This is a genomic window from Ruegeria sp. SCP10, assembly GCF_040329495.1.
Classification (GTDB): Bacteria; Pseudomonadota; Alphaproteobacteria; order Rhodobacterales; family Rhodobacteraceae; genus Ruegeria.
In genome coordinates this window covers 368,719-392,203 of record NZ_JBDZYF010000002.1, presented here as the reverse complement: position 1 = coordinate 392,203, position 23,485 = coordinate 368,719, and the positions used below count along the sequence as shown (strand labels likewise).

The window sequence follows — 23,485 nt, the reverse complement described above, 5'->3', positions numbered from 1 at the left end:
TATCAGGTGCCTGACTTGATCTTCGTCCAAAGACGGGTCACGACCCGCTGTGTTTTCGAAGGATAGGGCGTCGTGATATAGAGGTTCTGCATCGTCGCATCATCCGGATAGATCGCCGGATCACCGATCACGTCTTCCTCCAGAAACTCCTGCGAAGCCTTGTTGCCGTTGGCGTAGTACACATAGTTCGACGCGGCAGCCATGTTATTGGCGTCCAGGATGAAGTCCAGGAACTTGTGCGCACCCTCAGGATTGGGCGCATCCGCAGGAATGGCCATCTGGTCGAACCACATCAGCGACCCTTCGGCGAAGGGGTGGTATTCAATCTCGACACCATTGTCGGCCTCTGCCGCACGATCCCGCGCCTGAAGGATGTCACCCGACCAGCCGACGGCCACACAGATATCGCCATTGGCCAGCGCATTGATGTATTCCGAGCTGTGGAACTTCTGAATGTACGGGCGCACCGCCGTCAGCACTTCTTCTGTCTTGGCGATGACATCCGGATCATGACTGTCAGGATCCTCACCCAGATACTGCAGCGTCATCGGTATCATTTCCGCTGGTGCGTCCAGGAAATGAACACCGCACGAGGCCAGTTTTTCCATGTTCTCGGGTTTCAGGACAAGGTCCATGCTGTTCAGAGCTACATCGTCGCCCAGTGCCTCCCTGACCTTTCCGACATTCACCCCAATACCAGTCGTCCCCCACATGTAGTTGATGGAATAGGCGTTGTTCGGATCGTATCCGGCAGTGCGGTTCTGAATCACATCCCACAGATTGCCGGAATTGGCCAGTTTGGCAGCATCCAGTTCCTGAAATGCTCCAGCCTGAATCTGACGCTGCAAGAACGTGCCCGACGGCACCACAACATCATAGCCTGAACCACCGGCCAGCATCTTGGTTTCCAGAACCTCGTTACTGTCGAACACGTCATAGATCAGGGTCAGCCCTGTCTCTGCCTCGAACTTCGCCAGCAGGTCCTCGTCAATATAGTCGGACCAGTTGTAAACACGCACCTCTTCGGCAAAGGCTGCCGAAGTCCCCAATGCGATGACCGCTGTCAGCGTCAGCGTTTTGATTGTCATTTTTTTCTCCCTGCAAATGTCCGGGTATTTTCCCGGTTTTTCAGATTTGATCAAGTTTTGCGTTTTTCGATGGTACCGACTATGGTTCCACGAAGGGTCTGACCCCGCAAGCCGCAGGTAGCGAAACTGGAACCAGCCCATTGGATTTGATCAAAAATAAGGCAAATACAGTACAGATGAGCGACACCAAAAGCCCCGTGCATGAACAGGTCTACCACACACTCAAATCGCAAATCCTGTTTGGCGATTTGGTTCCGGGGCAACCGGTCACAATTCAGGGTTTGGCCGATGCATTGGATGTTGGAATGACACCAGTGCGCGAAGCGATTCGCAGGCTGATATCTGATGGGGCATTGGTGTTTCAGGGGAATCGACGTGTCAGTGTTCCACTGATTTCTGATTCGGATATTGACCAGATGAAGTTCGCAAGAAGTTCAATAGAATCAGAACTTTCAAGACGTGCGACTCCCAATCTAAGCCCTGCTGATATTGATGAGCTGGAGCGAATTGACCAGTGTCTCGACAGTATGATCGCAGATGGCGACATCAACGGCTATCTTCGCTTGAACCATGCTTTTCACAAAGCGCTTTATGCTCACGCCCACGCCCCGATTCTGCGTGACCTGGCCGAGCGGCTATGGCTCAGATTCGGTCCATCGCTGCGGGTTGTCAGCGGGCGATTCGGAACGCAAAGCATGCCTGACCGGCACAAAGACATCATCGCAGCGCTTCGCGAAGGAGATGCCAACAAAGCCGCTCTGGCCACTGCACAGGATGTTGAGCAAGGGATGGAGCTAATGATCGGCGCTCTGGCTTCAGCCTGAATCACGTGATTCGATTGACAGCAAAAAATTTGATCATATTGTGGCGTGCAACTGCTTGAGGAGGTTTCAGGATGCCCACCATTACCAACCACATGCCCACCGCTGAGTTGCAGGCCCTGGATGCGGCCCATCACCTTCACCCGTTCTCGGCCAATGGCGCTTTGGGGCAGGAAGGCGCGCGCGTCATCACTCGCGCCAAAGGCGTCTACCTGACTGATAGTGAGGGAGAAGAGATCCTCGACGCGATGGCCGGTCTGTGGTGCGTGAACATCGGCTACGGGCGCGACGAACTGGCCGACGTCGCCGCGCGTCAGATGCGCGAGCTTCCCTATTATAACACGTTTTTCAAAACGACCCACGTGCCCGCCATTGCCTTGGCGGCCAAGATTGCCGAGCTGGCACCGGGTGATTTGAACCACGTCTTCTTTGCGGCCGGTGGTTCAGAGGCAAACGACACCAACATCCGTCTGGTGCGCACCTATTGGGCCGAAAAAGGCCAGCCCGACAAGAACATCATCATCAGCCGCCATAACGCCTATCACGGATCCTCCGTGGGGTCTGCCTCGCTGGGCGGTATGGCCGGAATGCACGCGCAGGGCGGTATTCCGATCCCGAATATCCACCATATCAACCAGCCGAATTGGTGGGCCGAAGGTGGCGACATGACGCCCGAAGACTTTGGCCTGGCCCGTGCGCGTGAGTTGGAAGAGGCCATTCTAGAGCTGGGTGAAAACCGCATCGCCGCCTTTATTGCTGAACCCGTGCAAGGCGCTGGCGGGGTCATTGTCGCGCCGGATACCTACTGGCCCGAGGTTCAGCGTATTTGTGACAAATACGATATCCTGTTGATCGCCGATGAAGTGATCTGTGGCTTTGGTCGTACCGGCAACTGGTTCGGGTCGCAAACCGTTGGGATCAAGCCCCATATCATGACCATCGCCAAGGGCCTCAGCTCGGGTTATGCGCCCATCGGCGGGTCAATCGTCAATGACGAGATCGCCGAGGTGATTGGCGGAACCGAGTTCAATCACGGCTACACATATTCCGGTCATCCGGTGGCGGCAGCGGTGGCGCTGGAGAACCTACGCATCCTCGAAGAAGAAAAGATCGTTGAGCACGTCCGCGACGTCGCCGCGCCTTATCTGAAGGAAAAATGGGAGGCTCTGGCCGATCATCCGCTCGTGGGCGAGGCCAAGATCGTCGGCATGATGGCCTCGATCGCACTTACGCCCGACAAGGCAAGCCGCGCCAAATTCGCCTCGGCCCCCGGCACCGTGGGGTATATCTGCCGCGACCGTTGCTTTGCTAACAACCTGATCATGCGCCATGTGGGCGACCGGATGATCATCTCTCCACCACTTGTACTGACTCCGGCGGATATCGACGAGATGTTCCTACGCATCCACAAATCGCTGGATGAGGCGCAGGCAGAGATTCTCGCGCAAGGGTTGATGAAGTCGGCGTCTTGAGTCGGATGATACTATGTTCGGAAAAGGCGGCCATTCCGGCCGCCTTTTTCTTTGGGACCTAGTCCGATGGCATTGTCGTCATTAAGCCCTTAGCATTCTTTTTCGCAACTTGGCTGAAACGCCCGACAATTGGCGCAGATCCCGAAAAAATGCTCAGGTGTCTGCAGATAAACCCATCTTAACTTGCAGACATTGAACATTCGGCACCATAGTTCTTCCAACCCAAAGTTGTTTCTACGATGACCGAGACCTCGTTGAAGGAGATTATTGTGAAGTTTGACTTACTCAAAAAGGGACTTCTCGCAAGCCTTGTTGCTTGTGCGTCGGTAGCAGCTGCGGAAGAACCGAAAAGTTGGCTCTTTATGGAAGTTGCGGATACCGCTTCACTCGAAAATGGCAAGCTGGTGCTCAAGGGAATTGATGATCAGATTGTACTCTTCACGGATCGCCCATATCGCGACGCGATGAAAATGCCGGTAGAGTCGATTGTCAAAAACTGGGGTGCCGGCGCGAACAGTTTTGAATCTGATCCGCCCAACGCGGCTTTGACAGGAAAGAACGAAGGCTCACAGGTTGGGTTAATCGTCACCATTAGCAATCCCAAACTGGAGGATGGAAATCTACAGTTTGACTATGAGACGCTGAATGGAACTGATGTCACGCACCTCGAGAACGTCTCTTTGGTAGTCGATTCGGTATACTATACCCTTCAGTGTTGGGCTTCCTGGGGGCAGGACTGCGGCAACTAATTAGATCTGCCTTAGGCAGTGCAGTGGTCGGACGCGCAAGTGACGGCGGCAATCAAGAAATGAGGCCGATAGTGGTTTCAAGGACCCGAGCAAGTCATGCCACCATCCGTCAAAAACACACACGTTTTTAAGGTGTAGGCACCTTTATCGAATATAAAAAATTTCAAAACGCCGGGAGAATGAAGTGAAAATGTCAGCGAAACTCTTTGGAGCAGTGGCTGTTTTGGGTGCCATGACATCGATCGCGATGGCGCAATCGTCTGACGACACATCAAAGCCTGAGAGTTATCTGTTCATTGAAACCGCTGATCGCGCCACGCTATCCGACGGTACCATGACCTTGCACGGAGTTAGTCCCGATGTACCCGTTTTTGCGGATCGGCCTTACCGTGCTGCGGGACAGATCAGTCGCGCTGATTTTCTGAAGGTATGGAGCAGTGGGCAGGACAGCTTTGAGGCAGACCCCCCCAATGCCGCGATAACCGGAGAGAGTGAAGGAAAGCAGGTTGTTCTGATCGCCGAAATCAAACAACCCAAAGCCGATGGTGACTGGGTCAGCTATGAAGTGAACATTCTGGAGGGATCCGAATTTTCCGAGCTGAATAATCCGGTCATGGTGATAGATGATAACATCTTGCAGGAAATCTTCTGTACGCCCTGGTGCTGATAGAACCGTTTGTCCTGACGGATGGGAGCTGTGAGTACAAGTTAAGCTAAAACGGCCTAGTTTTCTTTGGGCAAAACAACGGCTTTGTCCGCCTAACGGACCCAAATGCTCTCAGCAATCTACCACCCAATCACCGCAACCGCTCCAACAGCTTCAACGTTGGGTACCCGTCCGGCACCAATCCCTGCGCCAATTGATAAGCCCGTACAGCGTCGATCGTGTTCGGTCCGGTACGCCCGTCGACGCCTTGCGTATCAAATCCAGCTTTGGTCAGTCGGGTTTGTAGCTCTTTCTTCTCGGTAAAGCTCAGCACCCGGTCGCCGCGTGGCCAAGGGGTCTGAAACGGTGCGCGGCCTGCCAGGCGGTCGGACAGGTGACCAATGCCGATGACATAGGCATCTGCGCCGTTATAGCTCTCAATCACACCGAAATTATCGAAGATCATCAGCGCGACGCCCTGCCCGCCAGCGGGCAGAAGGATCGCGGCCTGCCCGTGATCAGCAACAGGTTCCCCATCGCGTCCAACCACACCTAGTTTCGCCCACTCCGACGGCATCAAGGTGAAATCCCGTTTGGCCGTGGCATAGTCGAACCCCTCGGGCAAGCGCACTTCGACACCCCATGGCTGCCCCTTGGTCCAGCCGTGCCGAGCCAGATAGGCCGCCGCCGAGGCCAGCGCGTCGGTCGGATCATCCGACCAGATATCGCGCCGCCCATCGCCGTCGAAATCGACCGCATGATCTAGGTAAGAGGTCGGCATGAACTGCGTATGCCCCATCGCCCCGGCCCAACTGCCGATCATCCGGCCCGCGCTGACATCGCCCGCCTGAATGATCTGTAAAGCCGCGATCAGCTGGGTCTCAAAGAAGGACGCACGGCGCGCATCGAACGCCAATGTCGCCAGCGACCGGATCGTCGGGTTACTGCCACGATAGGTGCCAAACGATGTCTCTAACCCCCAGATCGCGGTTACGACCTCTTTCTCGACGCCGTATTGCGCCTCGATCCGCCTTAGGACCTTTTGGTGCCGATCCAGCGCCGCGCGCCCATTTGCGATGCGCGTGTCCGAGACGGCGCCATCCAGATACTCCCAAATCGGCTTTGAGAATTCAGCCTGATTGCGATCCCGCTTGATAACGTCCAGATCATAGGACAGGTCCGCCAAGGCGTGGCCCAGCGTAGATTGCGAGATACCCTGATCCCGCGCCCGGTCTTCAAACGCCCCAAGCCAGGCCTGAAACCGGGCGTTTCCTGCCGAGGACGCTCGCACGACCTCAACCGTGGGCCGGGGCACCGGTCGCAGGGATGTTGTAACATCCGCCGAAGCCAATTGAATTTCGCCACCCACAGGCCGAATCTCGGGCCTGGGGGCGTGTTCTGCCGCTGACGCCTGCACGATGGATGCCCATAATGCGGCGGTCATGACGCCACCTATGCATTTATGCATTCCGATTTTTTTCCTGAGTACTGCTCAACTCCAAGGATAGCGCAAAATCAGCAATTCTCAAAGGTCTTAGCTGTTTTCGTCCCGCTCATGTGCGGCACGCTTTGCACGAATCTGGGCAATAACATCGCGCAGCATTGGTATGCGATTTGGGCGAAAGCTTTGATCTGTCACCGACATTTCCCGCATGCGATCCAAGCGAAAGACGCGAAAATCCTGCCTGAGATGGCACCAGCTGAGCAAGACATTCGAGCGGTCCATGTACACAATGCTCAAGGGATCCACCCGTCTGCGGGTCTCATCCCCCTTGGCATCGGTATATGCGAATTCGACTGTGCGTTCATCCCATGTGGCCTGCCGCAGATCGGCAACTTCGATGGTCGGCGCAGGGGGGCGGTTGAACCGCGTTGCAGCAAGAACTGCATGGCTCAGCCGGTGGGATTGTCGTGGCGGCAGGCGTCCTTGAAGTTTGCGTAACGCGGCGCTGGCCGCGTCAGCCAGTGCCGGATCGCCGATCACCTGCACTTCGCGCAGTCCCAGAACCAGCGCCTCAAGCTCATCATCGGTAAAACCCAGCGGCGGCAGCGTTGCGTCTTCGATTAGGGTGAACCCGAATCCAGCCTCACCATCGATAACCGCGCCAAGGCCGCGCAGCGCATCGATATCGCGGTGGATCGTACGAGGAGACACGCCAAGATCCTCCGCCAATTGAACCGAAGTTTTCGGCGACGAGCCAGAGCGTAAGGCTTGCATCAATTGGAACAGGCGGGCGGTGCGGGACATATCGGATATTAGCTTACCTCTAATGTCAGAAACTGTCATCAGCCGTGCCTAAGGTCCGGCCATCCCCAATGATGGAGCCCCCTGATGCTGACCCTTCTCACTTACCCTTCGGCCTTTGGCTTGTTCAGCGCCAGCCCATTCTGCGTGAAAACCGCGCTGATGCTGCAAAAATCAGGCCAGACCTGGCAGCGATCCGACATTCTGGACCCTCGCAAGATGCCGCACCAGAAGCTGCCTGTGCTACGTACGCCCGAGCGTTTGGTCCCGGACAGCGATCTAATCCGCGATTGGCTGGAACAGCAAGGGGCCGACTTCGACGCGGGCTTGTCGGATGTTGAAAAGGCACAATCCCGCGCCTTGATCCGTATGGCCGAGGAGCATCTCTATTTCCACATCGTTCTGGACCGCTGGGACAATGATGAGGTCTGGCCCATCCTGCGCGAGATGTTCTTTAACAGCATTCCAGCCCTAATCCGCAAACCGGCCTCTAATGCAATCCGCAAATCCGTCCTGAAAGGCATCAACGCTCAGGGCATCGGTCGCTTTTCCCTGAATGAACGTCTGGACCGGGTCGAGCGTGACCTTGAGGCGATCTCGGCCTATCTGTGGCAGTCACCGTTTCTGCTGGGCGAACGACCGACCGCTGCGGATATGAGCGTTGGTCCCATGCTGGCGGCAATGCGTGCGACACCTGTTGAAACACCGCTGACCCGCCGCATCAAACAGGATAACCTGCTCAACACTTACGTAGACCGGATGGAACAGGCAGTACCCCTGTCATGACTCAGATTGAAGATCCCGCCGTAGCGGCCGCCTTTGCGGCATTGCCCCCGGACACGCGTGCCGGAGCACTTGCCTTGCGCGATCTGATCCTTGAGACCGCCAGCGCACTGCCCAGTGCCCAACCGCTGCAAGAGGCGCTGCGCTGGGGTCAGCCCGCCTATCTGGCCCCCAAGGGCTCAACCATTCGGTTGGGTGGACATAAGTCCGCGCCATTTGCCCTGTTCGTGCATTGCCAAAGCCGGTTGATGGGGGACTTCACGACCGCCTTTCCCGATGAGGATCGGATTGAAGGCAACAGGGCGGTGCTGTTCGACGATGTGGATCAGATCGATCCGACCCGCCATGGCTGGCTGATCGCGCGGGCCTTAACCTATCACCTCTGACGGCGCTTACGTTCGACCTTACGCTTGATTTTGTCCTTCTTGCGCTTGGTGCTGACCGCCTTGCGACGCGCGCCCCGCTTGGCAGGGCCGCGCCCGCGCGGTAAGGCCTGATCGTCGATGGACAGCAGTTCCAGTTCCAGCCCACCTGTCACCGGGGTTGCCTCGGTCAAGCGCACGGTAACACGCTGGCCGATGGCGATGATCAACCCGGTATCCGACCCCATCAGGGTTCCGGCCTCGCGGTCGAAATGAAAGAACTCGCGACCCAGGGACCGCACGGGCACCAGCCCGTCGGCCCCGGTTTCGTCCATCTTCACGAACGCCCCGAACCGCGCGATACCACTGATCCGGCCTGTGAACTCATTGCCCACGCGTTCGCTGAGATAGGCCGCCAGATAGCGGTCTGTGGTGTCCCGTTCTGCCATCATGGATCGACGTTCGGTGTCCGAAATATGCGTTGCCGTTTCATCCAACCGGGCGATTTCCTCCTCGGTCAGCCCGTCCTCGCCCCAGCCATGGGCCGAGATCAGCGCGCGATGCACAATCAGATCGGCATAGCGCCGGATGGGCGAGGTGAAATGCGCATAATTGCGCAGGGCCAGCCCGAAATGGCCGAAGTTTTCTTGGTTGTAATAGGCCTGCGCCATCGACCGTAGGGTCGTTAGGTTGATCAGTTCCGCATCCTCGGTGCCCGCCGCCGCGTTCAGCAGGGCGTTCAGGTGACGAGTTTGCAAAACCTGACCCTTGGCGAGGTTCAGGCCAGCGGCTTGCGCCGTTTCACGCAGGCTCTCCAGCTTTTCAGGTGCGGGTTCCTCGTGGACGCGAAACAGCAGGGGCCGACGTTTCGCGATCAGCGTTTCGGCAGCGGCGACATTGGCGAGTATCATGAACTCTTCGATCAGCTTGTGCGCATCCAAACGGTCGCGGAAGGCGACGCTGGTTACCTCACCCGTGTCGGACAGAACGATCTTGCGTTCCGGCAGGTCGAGTTCCAGCGGTTGCCGCGCCGCCCGCGCCTTTTTCAGCGCGGCATAAGCGGCGTAGAGCGGTTTCAACACCGGCTCCAACAGCGGCTCGGTGCGGTCGTCAGGGGTGCCGTCAATGGCCTCTTGCACTTCGGCGTAGTGCAGAGACGCGGCCGAGCGCATCAAGCCGCGCACGAAGCGATGCCCGATCTTGTTGCCTTCGGCGTCGATCTGCATCCGCACGGCGATACAGGCGCGCGGGACACCCTCATGTAGTGAACACAGATCACCGGACAGACGATCCGGCAGCATCGGCACCACACGGTCCGGGAAATAGCTGGAATTGCCCCGCTTGCGCGCCTCGCGGTCCAGCGCGGTGCCAGGCTGCACATAGGCGGCCACGTCAGCTATGGCGACCCAGATCACATGACCGCCGGGGTTCTTGGGGTCGTCATCGGCATGGGCATAGCAGGCGTCATCATGGTCGCGCGCATCCGAGGGGTCGATGGTCAGAAGCGGCATGTCCCGCAAGTCTTCGCGACCCTTCAGACCAACGGGTTTGGCCTTATCCGCCTCATCAATAACCTTATCGGGGAAATCATCGGGGATGCCGTGCTGATGAATGGCAATCAGCGAGACGGCCTTGGGTGCGGTCGGATCGCCCAGGCGTTCAACGACGCGCGCGCGGGGCAGCCCCATACGGTTCTTGGGCCCGGCCTGTTCGGCCTCGACCAATTCACCATCCTTGGCCCCATGCACCGCGCCTTCGGGCACCAACCATTCCGTCGAACCGGCTTTGTCGATGGGCACGATCCGCCCGCCCTCGGCCCCTTTGCGATAGATACCCACGATCTTGCGCGGGTTGGTTCCGATACGGCGGATCAGGCGGGCTTCGTAATTGTGGTCTTCTTCCTGCACCACGGTCAGGCGCGCCAGAATGCGGTCGCCCTCGCCCAGCGCCGGATCGCTGGCGCGGGTGATCAGCAGGACGATGGGCTCGACCCCGTCGCCATGCCATTCCAAGGGCCGCGCGAACAGATCGCCATCTTCATTCGGGGCCTTCACCTGCAACACACTAACCGGCGGCAGACGATCCGGGTCACGATAGCTGCGCTTGCGCTTTTCCAGATGCCCCTCGGCCTCAAGCTCCTTGAGGATGCGTTTCAGATCGATCCGATCCGCGCCCTTGATGCCGAAGGCCTTGGCGATATCACGTTTCGAGGTCAGGGTGGGGTTCGCTGAGATCCAGTCGAGGACCTCCTGCTTGGTGGGAATGCGACTCATGTCTTTGGCCTAGCACGCGCATGCAACCGCGTCATGACCAAAAAGTGTCCCTTCGGCTCAGCCGTGCAAATCAGCGACGGTATCCACATCACGCAGTTCGTTCAACAGGGCGACACCACAGCCGGGAACCGACGCCAACGTATCGGCCAGCGCATGTTCTGTCGACCAGCGCACATCCCGAAACAAGCCCAAGGGCAACGCGCCATAGCGTTGCGCACCGACCAGCCAATAGCCGCCATCCGGGGCCGGGCCGAACACCATTTGCGAACGACCCAATGCCTTGAACGCGTCCGCGATATGATGGCGCGTGATGCCAGGAATATCCGCCCCAATCAGGCAGACAGGCCCTTTGGGCATCCTGCGCAGCATCCGCCCCATTCGATCGCCCAGATCACCCCGCCCCTGCGCCGCGCGTGGCAGATCGGCAGGCCAGATACGACTGGTCAGCCCTTCTGTGTCGGGGGAAACCGCCAACACAATCTGCCAACGCGGATCGCGCAACCGACGGATCAGAGACCGCGTCTGGTGCCGGAACCACCAGGCCGCGCCTACCATGCCGATACCGCGCCCCAACCGGGTTTTGACGCGACCCGGACGAGGCTCTTTGACCATGATGACCAGAGTGCGCTGCATCGGTCAGGCGAAATAGTCCGTCAGAATACGCGTATAAATCGCCTTCAACTGCTCGATCTGGGCCACCTCGACGCATTCATCGACCTGATGCATGGTGCGACCGACAAGCCCGAACTCGACCACCGGGCAGTGGTTTTTAACGAAACGCGCGTCGGAGGTGCCACCGGTTGTTGACAGCTCGGGTTGCACGCCCGTCTCGGCCTCAACCGCCTGCGCCACCAGATCGGACAGCGCGCCCGGTGGAGTCAGAAAGCTCTCGCCCGAGATTTTGATTTTGCTCTCCACCTCAACGCCAAACTCTTCGGCCACACGCGCGGCCTCAGTCTTGAGCCAATCACTCAGGCTCGCACCGGAATGCGTGTCGTTGAAGCGGATATTGACGGTGCCACTGCATTGCGCCGGGATGACATTTGTCGCGGGATTGCCCGTGTCGATGGTGACCACGGCCAGCGTGGAGGCATCGAAATGATCGGTGCCCCGGTCCAGTTCATGACTGGCCAACCGATCCATAAGCCGCGCTATGGCTGGCAGAGGGTTCTTGGCCCGATGTGGGTAGGCCGAATGGCCCTGAACGCCAGTCACCGTGAACCAAGCGGTCATCGACCCGCGCCGGCCGATCTTCATCATCTCGCCCATCCGGTTCGGGCAGGTTGGTTCGCCGACCAGACAAACACTCATCCGCTCGCCCACCTGATCCATATGATCAAGCAGCGCGGTTGTGCCATCCAGCGCGTCAGCTTCTTCATCGCCGGTTATGGTCAGAATGATCGCCCCGTTGGGCGGAGTGTCGCGCACGAAATCAATCGCCGCAGCTGCAAAGGCGGCAACGCCGGACTTCATATCCGTCGCGCCGCGCCCATACATCACCCCGTCATGAACCTCGGCCCCGAAGGGCGGTTTGGTCCAGGCCGCCTGATCCCCTACAGGCACCACATCCGTATGGCCGTTGAACCCAAATGTCCGCGCGTGCCGTTTGGCCCCCCAACGGGCGAACAGGTTACTGATGCCACCGCGATCCACCCGGGTACATTCGAACCCTGCCTCCGTTAGGATGTCCTGCAGCAGGACAAGCGCACCGCCCTCATCAGGTGTGACCGATGGGCAACGGATCAGGTCTGCCGTCAGTTGAACTGCATCGGTCATATGTGGGCCTCGCTGTTGGTCTTGCGCTCAGGTTCGTGCACAGATTCAACGAATTGACCGGATTGCCAAGGCCAATCCAAAAAAATTATCGCACTGAGCAGGCGATGTATCAGTCTGAGAGCGCAACAAAACATGTCGATTTACCCGGCGGCCACCTTGCCCACGCATATACATTCGCGTTACAGGGCCGCGAAACGGGTGACTTGACCATGAAGCGCGCATTCTACGCATTGATCAGCCTGACTTTCGCCGTTCTCGCACAGCAGAGCCTGGCACAGACGCTAAATGTTACGACAGTGACACGCCCGCCGTTTTCCTATGTTGAGGACGGTGCTGAAACCGGATTCTCGATGGACCTGCTGGGGGCTCTTTCTGAGGCTTTGGGATGGGATTACTCTGTCCAGCGCGTGGAGTCATTTGCCGAGATGCTGGGCGCGGTCGAGGACGGATCGGCCGATCTGGCCATCGCCAATATCTCGATCACGGCATCACGCGAAACGCAGATGGATTTTAGCCAGCCGATTTTCGAGGCGGGCTTGCAGATCATGGTGCCATCGGATGCGGTGCGCCGACCGTCTCTGTTGCAGGCGCTGCTGTCCACCGAATTGTTCATCGCCATTGGCTTGGCCTTCGCCATCCTGCTCGGTGGCGGCATGTTGATGTGGGGGTTCGAACGACGTGCGCAGCCCTATTTCGACCGCAAGCTGAACGAGGCATGGTTCCCATCCTTCTGGTGGGCGCTGAACCTGGTCGTAAATGGCGGTTTTGAAGAACGAATGCCCCGCACACCATTTGGCCGCATTCTGGGCGTGGTGCTGGTGGTATCCTCGCTATTTATCGTATCTGTCTTCACCGCTCGCATCACCAGTGTGATGACCGTGGACGCGATCACCGGAAATGTGAATTCGGTGAATGATCTCTATGGCAAGAATGTCGGCACCATTACAGGTTCAACTGCGGCCAGCTTTCTGGACCGGCGCGAAATCGAATACGCAGGCTATCCAGGGCTCGATCAGATGCTTGAGGCATTTAAGGCCGAAGATCTGGACGCTGTCGTGTTCGACGCGCCTATCCTGTCCTACTTCGCGGCGCATGAGGGGCGCAGGATTGCAACGATGACGGGTAGCATCTTCCTGCGAGAAAACTATGGCATTGCCTTCCCGACCGGCTCGCCACTGGTAGAAGAGGTCAATCAGGCGCTGCTGTCCCTGCGTGAGAACGGGACCTATGACGAATTACACCGCAAATGGTTCGGATCGCAGAATTAAGAGGCTGAGGTCTCGTCTTCAAAAAACGGGGTCATCTGCGCCACGATTACCGCGTTTTCGTCCAGCGCGCGCTGCATCAGAGTACGTTCATCCGCATCGATGTCATGGCCCTGTGCCTCACGCTCAGCCAACGTGCCGTAACCGGTGACATCCAGTGGTGCCGTATCTGCCTGTTTCAGGATCGCCACGGTCTCGCGCACGGCCTCGGCCTCATCCACGCCACTGGCATAACAGATCAACGCCGCACCTGTTGCCCCGTCAGGCAAACCATCCCCATCCTTCCGTCCGATCTGAACAAGAAGGGTATAGACTTGCTGGCGCGAGGGTTTTTTCTGCTTTTCCATGGCACGGGCCTTAGCCCTGCGGCCTGAATTGGTCAAGCTCAGCGCTCGGCTGTGGCCAGTTTGAAGGCCAGCGCAACAAAGATCACGCCCGAAACGCGGTTCATCCACAGCTGAACCGAAGGCGAACCCCTAAGCCAGCTACCCAACGTGCCGGCAGCAAGGGCCACGGCCCCAAACACCACAACCGTCGCCAGGAACATCAGCGCGCCCAGTTGATAGAACTGCCCGATCAGCGATCCGTTCAGCGGATCGACAAATTGGGGCAGGAAGGCCAACATGAAAATCGTCACCTTCGGATTGGCGATGTTCATGATCAACCCACGCAAATAGAGTTTACGCGTCGGGATCTCCGGCGCATCAACGCCGTCAAGCGCAGTCCCTGCTGCAGAAAACGCCTTCCACGCCAAATAGACCAGATAAGCCGCACCGGCGTATTTCAACGCCGCAAAGGCGGTTTGTGAAGTTTGGAAGATGACGGCCACGCCCAAAGCCGCTGCGGTAGTGTGCACGATAAGCCCAGAGGCCAGTCCCAGCGTCACAACCAACCCTGACATCCGGCCATAGAGTGCCGATTGCGTCATCACAAAGATATTGTCTGGCCCGGGAACAGCGGCCAGCGCAATCGCCGCCCCCATGAACAAGATGGCTATGTCGATTGGGATCATGGGTCTTCCTCTTCCTGTGCAGCAGCGCCCGGTATAGCAGCATGATGTTCTTACAAAAAAGGCCGCGGAGCCTATCCACGGCCTTTTGTCATTCACGCTACGTTTGGATCAGTCACGCAGCAGCTCATTGATCCCAGTTTTCGAACGGGTTTTCTCGTCCACACGTTTCACGATCACCGCGCAGTAGAGGTTCACGTTGTTCTTGGACGGCATCGATCCGGCGACAACCACTGAATAGGGCGGTACCTCGCCATACATGACCTCGCCGGTCTCACGATCCACGATCTTGGTCGACTTGCCGATGAACACGCCCATCCCCAGAACCGAGCCTTCGCGCACGATGCATCCCTCGACAACTTCGGAACGCGCGCCGATAAAGCAGTTGTCCTCGATGATTGTTGGGCCCGCCTGCATCGGTTCCAACACACCGCCAATACCAACGCCGCCGGACAGGTGCACATTCTTGCCGATCTGCGCGCAGGAGCCGACGGTGGCCCATGTGTCAACCATGGTACCTTCGTCCACATAGGCACCCAGGTTCACGAAGGACGGCATCAGAACGACACCCGGTGCGATGAAGGCAGATTTGCGGACAACGCAGTTCGGAACCGCGCGGAAGCCAGCGGCTTTCCACTGGTTGTCACCCCAACCTGCGAACTTGCTGTCGACCTTGTCCCACCAGCCGCCACCTTGCGGACCGCCGGTCTGCATTTCCATGTCCTTGATGCGAAAGCCCAGCAGGACCGCTTTCTTGGCCCATTGATTCACATGCCAGTCACCGCTCGGTTGCTTCTCGGCAACCCGCAATGACCCGCTGTCCAGCGCGTTCAGGGTATCCTCTATGGCTTCGCGCTGCTCACCCGTGGTTGCGGGTGTGATCGTATCGCGCGCCTCCCAGGCGGCCTCGATGGCGGCTTCCAATTGCGCGTTGGACATTGGGCGTCTCCCTACAGAATCTGTTCGTGTTGGTTTGGCCTATACGCAAGTGACACTCATGGCGCAATGCGACGAACGCGGTTCCGTTTACGTCTGGGCAACGATCATTCACCCGGCAAGCGGGTCGGGGGCGATATTCCCACCGCAGATCAGGACCGCGACACGCTCGCCCGGTTCGGGCTGATAGGCCCCCGAAGTTAGCGCCGCCAACGCCGCGGCCCCCGCCGGTTCCACCAGAATGCGATGTGCCTTCCATAGCATCTGTTGCGCTTCTGCAATGGCTTCATCAATCACCAGAACCGAGCTCATACCCTGCGCCAGATCAAAGCAAATCTGGCCAATCCGCCGGGCACCCAACGCATTCGCTGCAATGCCGGACACGGACACATCCACAGGCTCACCCGCCTTCAGCGCCGCATTCAAGGCGCAAGAGGTCTCGGGTTCGACCGCCACAACCTTACGCGCGCCGTCAAACCACGCCAGAGCGCCTGCGATCAGACCACCACCGCCAACAGCGACCAGAACGGTATCGGCTTCCAGCCCCTGGGCGTCCCACTCGGCAAAACACGTCCCCTGCCCGGCCACCGTTGCGGGTGCGTCATAGGCATGGATTTGCATCGCGCCGGTAGCCTGTTCATGCGCCTGCGCGGCGGTTAGCGCGTTGGCATACTCACCCGAGACAACGCTCAGGTCCGCACCGGTTTGCTTGATCAATGCGATTTTGGACGGCCCCGCAAGCTCGGGCACAAAAATCTTGGCCGGGTAGCCCAGCGCCTGCGCCGCATAGGCGGCGGCTGCGCCGTGGTTGCCACCAGAAGCCGCCACCACTCCGGCCTCGGGAACGTCAGAACTGATCAGGGTGTTGAATGCCCCCCGCGCCTTGAAGCTACCGGTATGCTGCATCTGCTCCAGCTTCAGTTCGATGGGATAGCCCGGTATCTTGCTGGTCATCACGGGTGTGACCTGCGCATAGCCCGAAATGCGATGCTGGGCGGCTAATATTTCGCTCTTCCAATTCATTCTTGTCTTTCCGTGACTGGCGCTCTGTCCGCGAACCCTATAGCTGTTTGAAAAACACGCAAGCAGGGATCGATCACCCATGAGAGAAGACCGTCACAGCCCGTTCCGCGACGCACAAACAGATCGCTCGACCGCGCGCGAGGTGCCGGATACGCCGCAGACCCGCTCGCCCGCCTATCGCCTTGCGTTTGCCGACGAAGAGTTCCTATGCCGGGATGAGCTGCGCCCGGTGCGTCTGCAGTTGGAGTTGCTCAAGCCCGAGATGATCATGAGCGAACGCCAGATCACCTCGACCATCGTCATGTTCGGTGGCGCGCGTATTCCTGAACCGTCGCAAAAGCACACTGCACGGACCGAAACTCTGGCGGGTCTGTCGCAATACTACGACGAAGCCCGCGAATTCGCGCGGTTGATGACCGAGAAATCTAACGAAACCGGCTGCCGCGAGAACGTCATCGTCACAGGTGGTGGCCCTGGCGTAATGGAAGCTGGGAACCGCGGCGCGCAAGACGCAAACGGCTGCTCCATCGGGTTGAACATCGTGCTGCCACACGAACAGGCTCCGAACCTGTATGTGACGCCCGAGCTTAGCTTCAACTTCCACTACTTCGCGATCCGCAAGATGCATTTCCTGATGCGTGCCCGCGCCATCACCATCTTCCCCGGTGGTTTCGGGACAATGGATGAACTGTTCGAATCCCTGACCCTGATCCAGACAGGCCGGATGGAGCGTGTGCCCTTCCTGCTGTTTGGTCGTGAGTTCTGGGAGAAAGTCATCAACTGGGCGGCACTGGCCGATGCGGGCACGATCTCGGATGAAGATCTTGACCTATTCCGTTTTGTCGACACCGCGCAAGAAGCGGTCGATATCATCGAGAATTGGGAACCCGCCCCGCCCCGCGACGCCATTCCGGGGCGCTGAACCATGGCTCCCAAACCCGGAGAAATGCTGCACCTGCGTGGCAATGCCCTGAACGCGGGTGATCCGGTCGCCCTGCCGCTGACCCAAAGCAGCATGTACCACCTGCCGGGCGCAACGGATGGTCTGGCCACTTATGGCCGCGTCGACAATCCGACATGGGTGCAGCTGGAACATATGCTGTCACATCTTGAAGACGCGCCGTGCCTCAGCTTTCCATCGGGTATGGCGGCGATCTCAGCAGCGTTGTTTGCCACGGTTCAGGCCGGATCACGCCTGCTGATCCCGTCGGACGGGTACTATGTCACGCGCCTGCTGTCGGATCGGTTCCTCTCGCGCCTCGGGGTCGAGGTCGAGGAACGCGCAACAACGTCCTTTGCCGAGGGTGGTTTCGAGGGGTTTGACGTGGTGTTTGTCGAAAGCCCTTCGAACCCCGGCCTGGATATGATCGATCTGGCCGCCGTTGCTGAACAAGTGCGCGCTACCGGAGGGGTAACAATTGCAGATAACACAACCCTGACCCCGCTGGGCCAGCGCCCGCTGGATCTGGGGATCGATGTCGTGGTGTCCTCCGACACCAAGGCAATGGGCGGGCATTCGGATCTGCTGATGGGCCATGTGGCCAGCCGCAACACCCAGATTATGGAACAGGTCGAGGAATGGCGACGCGTCTCAGGCGCAATCCCCGGTCCTCATGAGGCATGGTTGCTGCATCGCGGGCTGGAAACACTGGACGTACGCTATGACCGCATGTGCGCCTCGGCCCAGGTGCTGGCCGAACGGCTGGCTACCCATTCCGCAGTCAGGCTGGTGCGCTATCCGGGACTGCCTGGCGATCCGGCGCATGCACTTGCTCAGGCTCAGACGAAACGGTTCGGATTTCTGTTGTCCCTGACGCTGGACAATGAGGACATGGCAGAGGCGTTTATCAACGGCTGCCCTTTGTTGCGCCCTGCGACATCCTTTGGCGGCGTCCACAGCTCCGCCGAGCGCCGCGCCCGCTGGGGCGATGATGTTGACCCCGGTTTCATTCGCCTGTCCGTTGGATGTGAACCGGTTGAAGAGCTGTGGCAAGCCATCGAGGCCAGCCTGAACGCGCTCTAGCTAGTTCTTGGGCCCGCGCAGTTCGGGGAACACGTAGATCGGCAGAACAATGCTGCCGATCAAGGCGCCCAACCATACCAGCAGCGTTGCTGCCAACAGATTTGCCACCCCTCCGATAACAAGTCCGGCTGTGATCCATTCGGTCACCAGCAGACCCACAAAAGTCACGATCAGGGCGATCCCGCCTTTGAGTGCAGGCGCTTTCTTTTCTCCGATCTTCAGGATCAATGGCTCTGCGATCACTTGAACAACGGTGAAGACGAGGACCACGACCACAAAGGACAAAGGCTTGATCGCAAAACCGGTCAGCAGCAACACGGCCAATATCAACCCGATTGCGTTCCCGGCCAGCAAGGCCAAAGCGGATTTGAATCTGCGTGACATGCGGGGCCTCCGTCAAAGAACCTGAGATCATGTAGATACTACCAGACCTGCCGGATTTTATGTAGCAATTCAAATGCCTCTTCCTTTCGGCCCCTTGAAATCGCATGCTGAAATAGACTCATAAAGATCAGACCGACCCACATCCGCGAGAGGTGAGATGAGCGACGATCCCTATTCCGTCCTCGGCGTCGCCAAAGACGCCAGTGCTGCCGATATCAAGAAAGCCTATCGGCGCATCGCAAAAGAATGCCATCCGGATCTGAAACCCGGTGATGCCGAGGCTGAGGCAAAGTTCAAAGCCGCAGCAGCAGCCTATGACCTGTTGAAAGACCCCGAAACCCGCGCGCGCTATGACAATGGCGAGATTGACGCCTCGGGTCAGGAACGCCCGCAACAGCAATATTATCGTGACTATGCCGAGGCTGCCGGAAACCCCTATCGCGGACGACAGGCGGACCCGGAGGATATGTCGGATATCTTCGCCGAATTCATGCGTGGCCGCGGTGGATTTGGCGGTCAGCGCACGCAGGAGTTCCACGCGCCGGGTCACAACTTGAACTACTCGCTGCAGATCAGCTTTCTGGATGCAGTGTTTGGGGCCAGCCAAAAGCTGACCTTGCCCGATGGCAACCGGATCGAGGTTAAAATCCCGGCGAGTATCACCACAGGCCAGACCATCCGACTGCGAGGCAAGGGCGCTCCGGGCTATGGCGAGGGACCGGCGGGCGACGCTCTGGTTACGATCTCGGTGGCAGACCATCCGGTGTTCGACCGGCAGGGTGATGACATCCACATCACCCTGCCCATCAGCATTGATGAGGCCATTCTGGGCGGCAAAGTCCGCGCGCCCACGATTGACGGTGGTGTCAATGTCACCGTCCCTGCGGGCACCAGCAGCGGCAAAACCCTGCGCCTGCGGGGTAAGGGGGTTAAGAAACGCGGCTCATCTGAACGCGGGGATCAACTGATCGAACTCACCGTCGCACTGCCCGACCAGATCGACGACGACCTCAAGCAATTCATGGAGACATGGCGCAATGCCCATCGCTATGATCCTCGGAAAGGAATGCCGTCATGACCCTGACCGAAGAGGAACTGATTGCCACCATCACCCGCCTGACCTCGGATCGCCTAACCGAATATCTGGCCGCCGAAATCGTGATCCCCGAGCAATCGGCACAAGGCGTGGTTTACCACAGCATCGACGTCGCCCGGTTGGAACTAGCCTGCGAGCTGCATGAGCAATACGATATGGAGGCGGATGCCCTGTCGATGATGATCTCTCTGATCGACCAAATGCACGGGTTGCGCGCCGAACTGCGCGAGGTTCTGAATGCTGTCGAAGCCCAACCCGAACCCATCCGCCAACAGGTGATCGAAGTGATCGGCACGGCGCGTTTCCAGCGCGGATAGTCTGACTGCTATTCGGCTTTGATCCGATACTCCTCGGGCACGAAGAAGGTATAATCGCGCTCAGCCACCTGTTCGTGACATTCATGGCAATAAACAACCTGATTGGGGCGTGATCCCGTGGTGTCGCCATAAAGCGAACCGTCAGGCAGCACCATGATGTAACGCCAATCAGCTGTTGCAGGGTTGGCGCCCTGCGGCAGCTTCTCCATCACGAACATCGCGCCGGGAAAGATCTTGCCTTCATCGGTAACCGTCATGCTGTCCTTTGCCAGAACCGACCCCGCTGGCAATACGTCTCCGTCCTGCATGGTTCCATAGTTATGGGCCATGCGATTGGCGTAGCTGTTCACATATCTTTGACCGTGGGTCGCCGAAACATAAGGCGCGTCATTGAACAGCGCCCAGCTTTGATAATTCCGGATCAAGTCAAGCTGGGCGCCGGCATAGCCGCGTGCCAGACGTCGGCTAAGCGATTGATAAATCTCTTCGGCCTCGTCTTTGCTGAGCTCGGCGGGGTTCTCGATTGTGATGTGTGCCTCGCGGTCATCGGCCTTTGCGGCTCCGATATGGAAAAGAAGCGAGAATGAAGCGACGAGTATTGTTTTGAAACTAATTTGAAAAATCGTGCTCATGGTATTGGCCCATCTGAAAACAGTTTGCCTGCGTACGGTCCGCGCGCAGGGCGTTGTCAAAGACTTAGCTTGTGGTTCACAACGACCCATTCCTCTCACAGTCTTGTGCACAAAGGTGAGCCTGACCTGAACCGAACAGGCCAAACATAACAAATTTTGAGTTCAGAAAACAGGCACGGGCAGTCTAGCTCAGCCGCTCAGCCCAGCCTCGGCCTCAATCTGTTTGCGCGACTTGCGGGCGCGTTCGGTGGCCGATTTCAGCTGGCCACAGGCGGCCATGATGTCTTCTCCGCGTGTTTTGCGGATCGGTGAAGCATAGCCTGCCTGATAGATGATGTTCGCAAAGGCCCGGATACGATTGTTCGAGCTGCGCTTGTACGGCGCGCCGGGCCATTCGTTGAACGGGATCAGGTTGATCTTGGCCGGGATATTGTGGCGCTTGATGTGCTCGATCAGGCGATGCGCATCCTCATCACTGTCATTGACGCCATCCAGCATCACATATTCAAAGGTGATCCGCTCGGAATTCGAAGCGTTGGGATAGCTCGCCAGTGCTTGCAGCAACTCCTCGATGTTCCAGCGCTTGTTGATGGGAACCAGTACATCACGGGTCTCATCCGTGGTTGCATGGAATGAGATCGCCAGCAGGCAGCCGATTTCATTGGCCGTGCGCGCGATCTCGGGCACCACGCCAGACGTGGACAGGGTGATCCGGCGGCGCGACAGCGAAATGCCTTCAGAATCCATGGCGATCTTCATCGCATCACGGACGTTTTCGAAGTTATAAAGCGGCTCGCCCATGCCCATCAGAACAATGTTCGACAGCAGGCGCGTTTCGTCCTTGGGAGCACCGGGGGTTGGCCATTCCTCAAGATCATCGCGAGCCATCATCACCTGACCAACGATTTCCGCCGCTGTCAGGTTGCGTACCAGTTTCTGCGTGCCGGTGTGGCAGAAGGAACAGGTCAGCGTGCAGCCCACCTGAGATGAGATACATAGCGTGCCACGATCCTCTTCCGGGATATAAACAACCTCGACCTCATGGCCCCCAGCGATGCGGCACAGATACTTGCGGGTGCCATCTTCCGAGACCTGACGGGTCACGACCTCGGGGATCTCGATGACGAAATTCTCAGCCAGCTGTACGCGATAGGCTTTGGCCAGATTTGTCATCTCGGCAAAGTCCCGCACGCCCCATTGGTAAATCCACTGCCAGATCTGCCCGGTGCGCATTTTGGCCTGCTTTTCAGGCGTGCCATGTTCGATCAACACCTCACGCAGGCGATCACGCGACAAACCCACCAGATTCACTTTCCCCTCGGGCAGTTTGCGGGGAATGGTCATAACGTCTTGCGTGATCGGCGCTTTGGGCGACATGCTGGTACCTTTTGGGGCGTATCTATGCAGATTCTGGCTTGGGATGCGCCTCTATATAGGAACGCGTGCAAAGATCAAAAGAAATCGTACCCAAGAGACTGTAATGCCCGGAAACGCAACTGGCCGCAGGGATCATCGCTGCGGCCAGTCAGTCGGGTCTGCGTGGTATCAGACACCTGCAGGCGGAACAACACAGTCTGCTGCATCCAGCTTTTTCACAGGATCTTCCGGACCACATTGTTCACCGGTAACCGGATAGTTTTCTCCGTTGTTTTCACAGGCCGTCAACAGAGCCCCACACACCATCATCAACACGACCAAAGATTTGTTCATCATATCTATCACTCCTTCGTTTTTCTTGAACCGATTAGTTCAGATTCTGAAGGCCGCGACATTGATACGGATCAAATTCAAAGCTGACACCGCGTAAAGACAATGACGGGTCGCCATAACGACAAAGCCCTGCCAGATGACAGGGCCTTTCACGCTTGGGCGCAGCCTTAGTTGGTGCAGCGAGTCTCGGCGTCTTCGATGGCCGCTGTAAAGCCCAGCAACGAAAACGTGTCTTTGGTCTGCGTTCCGCGTTCGGAGCGCGCGGTCAGCACTGCCTCGGTCCCGCGTTTCATCGCGGTGACGATCTTAGCGTCATCTGCGGCTGTTGCCGGCCAGGCCCATTCGCCTTCGGTGAACAGCTCAAATTCACTACCATCCACATTCAGGTTCACGGTCGAGCCTGATGCGAAAGGATAGCCACCGGTAAAGGTGACCTGACCTTTGACCTCAGCATTGGGGCGATAGAACACGAACAACAGGATATCGCTGCGCCGAACCGAAACAACGCGGCCGCCGCGCGTGTTCACGGTTTCCTTAGGGGCAGAAACGCTCCAGCATTCGGTGGGATCGTCTTCGACAAAAACGCTCCAATCGGTTTTTGCCGCTACGCGATTGGTGCTTGTCGCTTGTTGAGCGATTGTAGTTGTGGCCATCCCCGCCACACACAGGCCCGCGATCACGCGGACGAGCATTGATCCCATTTGTCCAGCCTCCTAGCTCGACCTTTTACCTCATACCCACCGGAATGCCCCGCGAACCCTGCCGGTTCGTCTTTACGAAAGTTGCGCATTCCGATGATTGCCGACATACACACACTAACGCAGGTTTCGCCACAGGCGAAAGGGCGATTGGCAGAATTTTGCGCAAAAAACCGG

General features: G+C 58.1%; 26 protein-coding genes. 11 read left to right on the top strand and 15 right to left on the bottom strand.

Going from position 1 to position 23,485, the window contains the following annotated elements:
* Positions 1-2: 2 nt before the first annotated feature.
* A complete protein-coding gene (locus ABLN87_RS08300) occupies positions 3-1,088 on the bottom strand; it encodes a polyamine ABC transporter substrate-binding protein (protein WP_353008941.1) in 1,086 nt (361 codons plus the stop codon).
* 176 nt (positions 1,089-1,264) lie between these two features.
* Between ABLN87_RS08300 and ABLN87_RS08295 the strand changes: the two genes are divergently transcribed.
* From ABLN87_RS08295 to ABLN87_RS08280, 4 genes are all read left to right on the top strand, one after another.
* Positions 1,265-1,912: a GntR family transcriptional regulator gene (locus ABLN87_RS08295; RefSeq protein ID WP_353008940.1), complete on the top strand. Its 648-nt coding sequence runs from the start codon at positions 1,265-1,267 to the stop codon at positions 1,910-1,912.
* Between the two features lie 71 nt (positions 1,913-1,983).
* Positions 1,984-3,381, top strand: a complete 1,398-nt coding sequence (locus ABLN87_RS08290) for an aspartate aminotransferase family protein (protein ID WP_353008938.1) — start codon at positions 1,984-1,986, stop codon at positions 3,379-3,381.
* Between the two features lie 269 nt (positions 3,382-3,650).
* Positions 3,651-4,130 carry a hypothetical protein gene (locus tag ABLN87_RS08285; protein WP_353008936.1) on the top strand — a complete coding sequence of 160 codons (480 nt, stop codon included), beginning with the start codon at positions 3,651-3,653 and terminating at the stop codon, positions 4,128-4,130.
* A 190-nt stretch (positions 4,131-4,320) separates the two neighbouring features.
* Positions 4,321-4,797 carry a hypothetical protein gene (locus ABLN87_RS08280; RefSeq protein ID WP_353008935.1) on the top strand — a complete coding sequence of 159 codons (477 nt, stop codon included), beginning with the start codon at positions 4,321-4,323 and terminating at the stop codon, positions 4,795-4,797.
* A gap of 130 nt (positions 4,798-4,927) precedes the next feature.
* Here ABLN87_RS08280 and ABLN87_RS08275 read toward each other — a convergent pair whose 3' ends face one another.
* Both ABLN87_RS08275 and ABLN87_RS08270 read right to left on the bottom strand, forming a co-directional pair.
* Positions 4,928-6,220, bottom strand: a complete 1,293-nt coding sequence (locus ABLN87_RS08275; RefSeq protein ID WP_353008934.1) for a lytic murein transglycosylase — start codon at positions 6,218-6,220, stop codon at positions 4,928-4,930.
* A gap of 90 nt (positions 6,221-6,310) precedes the next feature.
* A complete protein-coding gene (locus ABLN87_RS08270) occupies positions 6,311-7,024 on the bottom strand; it encodes a helix-turn-helix transcriptional regulator (protein WP_353009264.1) in 714 nt (237 codons plus the stop codon).
* A gap of 84 nt (positions 7,025-7,108) precedes the next feature.
* Between ABLN87_RS08270 and ABLN87_RS08265 the strand changes: the two genes are divergently transcribed.
* Together ABLN87_RS08265 and ABLN87_RS08260 are read left to right on the top strand one after the other, a co-directional pair.
* Entirely contained in the window at positions 7,109-7,807 is a 699-nt protein-coding gene (locus ABLN87_RS08265) for a glutathione S-transferase family protein (RefSeq protein ID WP_353008933.1), read from the top strand.
* Complete coding sequence (locus tag ABLN87_RS08260) at positions 7,804-8,190, top strand: DUF1801 domain-containing protein (RefSeq protein WP_353008932.1); 387 nt, start codon at positions 7,804-7,806, stop codon at positions 8,188-8,190. The genes ABLN87_RS08265 and ABLN87_RS08260 overlap by 4 nt, the downstream gene beginning before the upstream one ends.
* Here ABLN87_RS08260 and rnr read toward each other — a convergent pair.
* Genes rnr through dapE form a run of 3 tightly spaced genes read right to left on the bottom strand, consistent with a single transcriptional unit; the run spans position 8,181 to position 12,215 of the window.
* A complete protein-coding gene (gene rnr / locus ABLN87_RS08255) occupies positions 8,181-10,439 on the bottom strand; it encodes a ribonuclease R (RefSeq protein ID WP_353008930.1) in 2,259 nt (752 codons plus the stop codon). The genes ABLN87_RS08260 and rnr overlap by 10 nt on opposite strands.
* A gap of 57 nt (positions 10,440-10,496) precedes the next feature.
* Positions 10,497-11,072, bottom strand: coding sequence for a TIGR04282 family arsenosugar biosynthesis glycosyltransferase (locus ABLN87_RS08250; protein ID WP_353008928.1), 576 nt, complete (start codon positions 11,070-11,072; stop codon positions 10,497-10,499).
* A 3-nt stretch (positions 11,073-11,075) separates the two neighbouring features.
* Entirely contained in the window at positions 11,076-12,215 is a 1,140-nt protein-coding gene (dapE, locus tag ABLN87_RS08245) for a succinyl-diaminopimelate desuccinylase (RefSeq protein WP_353008926.1), read from the bottom strand.
* A 209-nt stretch (positions 12,216-12,424) separates the two neighbouring features.
* Between dapE and ABLN87_RS08240 the strand changes: the two genes are divergently transcribed.
* On the top strand, positions 12,425-13,483 hold the full coding sequence (locus ABLN87_RS08240; protein ID WP_353008925.1) for a transporter substrate-binding domain-containing protein: 1,059 nt from the start codon (positions 12,425-12,427) through the stop codon (positions 13,481-13,483).
* Here ABLN87_RS08240 and ABLN87_RS08235 read toward each other — a convergent pair.
* From ABLN87_RS08235 to ABLN87_RS08220, 4 genes are all read right to left on the bottom strand, one after another.
* Positions 13,480-13,827 carry a hypothetical protein gene (locus ABLN87_RS08235; RefSeq protein ID WP_353008923.1) on the bottom strand — a complete coding sequence of 116 codons (348 nt, stop codon included), beginning with the start codon at positions 13,825-13,827 and terminating at the stop codon, positions 13,480-13,482. The genes ABLN87_RS08240 and ABLN87_RS08235 overlap by 4 nt on opposite strands.
* Before the next feature lie 38 nt (positions 13,828-13,865).
* Positions 13,866-14,492, bottom strand: coding sequence for a LysE family translocator (locus tag ABLN87_RS08230; RefSeq protein WP_353008922.1), 627 nt, complete (start codon positions 14,490-14,492; stop codon positions 13,866-13,868).
* Between the two features lie 108 nt (positions 14,493-14,600).
* The gene (dapD, locus tag ABLN87_RS08225) at positions 14,601-15,428 is read right to left on the bottom strand and encodes a 2,3,4,5-tetrahydropyridine-2,6-dicarboxylate N-succinyltransferase (protein WP_353008920.1); all 828 of its coding nucleotides are present in this window, start codon (positions 15,426-15,428) and stop codon (positions 14,601-14,603) included.
* Between the two features lie 108 nt (positions 15,429-15,536).
* Positions 15,537-16,448, bottom strand: a complete 912-nt coding sequence (locus ABLN87_RS08220) for a threonine/serine dehydratase (RefSeq protein ID WP_353008918.1) — start codon at positions 16,446-16,448, stop codon at positions 15,537-15,539.
* Between the two features lie 79 nt (positions 16,449-16,527).
* Here ABLN87_RS08220 and ABLN87_RS08215 point away from each other — a divergent pair, with 79 nt between their 5' ends.
* Complete coding sequence (locus ABLN87_RS08215) at positions 16,528-17,370, top strand: LOG family protein (RefSeq protein ID WP_353008916.1); 843 nt, start codon at positions 16,528-16,530, stop codon at positions 17,368-17,370.
* Between the two features lie 3 nt (positions 17,371-17,373).
* Positions 17,374-18,471, top strand: coding sequence for a cystathionine gamma-lyase (locus ABLN87_RS08210; protein WP_353008915.1), 1,098 nt, complete (start codon positions 17,374-17,376; stop codon positions 18,469-18,471).
* Here the strand turns inward: ABLN87_RS08210 and ABLN87_RS08205 are convergent, their stop codons facing one another.
* The gene (locus ABLN87_RS08205; protein ID WP_353008913.1) at positions 18,472-18,855 is read right to left on the bottom strand and encodes a hypothetical protein; all 384 of its coding nucleotides are present in this window, start codon (positions 18,853-18,855) and stop codon (positions 18,472-18,474) included.
* 157 nt (positions 18,856-19,012) lie between these two features.
* On the opposite strand from ABLN87_RS08205, the gene ABLN87_RS08200 reads away from it, so the two are divergent.
* Positions 19,013-19,933, top strand: coding sequence for a J domain-containing protein (locus tag ABLN87_RS08200; protein WP_353008911.1), 921 nt, complete (start codon positions 19,013-19,015; stop codon positions 19,931-19,933).
* Entirely contained in the window at positions 19,930-20,268 is a 339-nt protein-coding gene (locus ABLN87_RS08195; protein WP_353008909.1) for a hypothetical protein, read from the top strand. The genes ABLN87_RS08200 and ABLN87_RS08195 overlap by 4 nt, the downstream gene beginning before the upstream one ends.
* A gap of 8 nt (positions 20,269-20,276) precedes the next feature.
* Here ABLN87_RS08195 and ABLN87_RS08190 read toward each other — a convergent pair whose 3' ends face one another.
* From ABLN87_RS08190 to ABLN87_RS08175, 4 genes are all read right to left on the bottom strand, one after another.
* Complete coding sequence (locus tag ABLN87_RS08190; RefSeq protein ID WP_353008907.1) at positions 20,277-20,900, bottom strand: cytochrome P460 family protein; 624 nt, start codon at positions 20,898-20,900, stop codon at positions 20,277-20,279.
* Positions 20,901-21,089: 189 nt separating this feature from the next.
* Positions 21,090-22,277, bottom strand: coding sequence for a 23S rRNA (adenine(2503)-C(2))-methyltransferase RlmN (gene rlmN / locus ABLN87_RS08185; RefSeq protein ID WP_353008905.1), 1,188 nt, complete (start codon positions 22,275-22,277; stop codon positions 21,090-21,092).
* Between the two features lie 168 nt (positions 22,278-22,445).
* Positions 22,446-22,613 (bottom strand): hypothetical protein, encoded by a 168-nt coding sequence (locus ABLN87_RS08180; protein ID WP_353008904.1) that lies wholly within the window; start codon positions 22,611-22,613, stop codon positions 22,446-22,448.
* Between the two features lie 164 nt (positions 22,614-22,777).
* Positions 22,778-23,311 (bottom strand): invasion associated locus B family protein, encoded by a 534-nt coding sequence (locus tag ABLN87_RS08175; protein ID WP_353008903.1) that lies wholly within the window; start codon positions 23,309-23,311, stop codon positions 22,778-22,780.
* Positions 23,312-23,485: the final 174 nt, after the last annotated feature.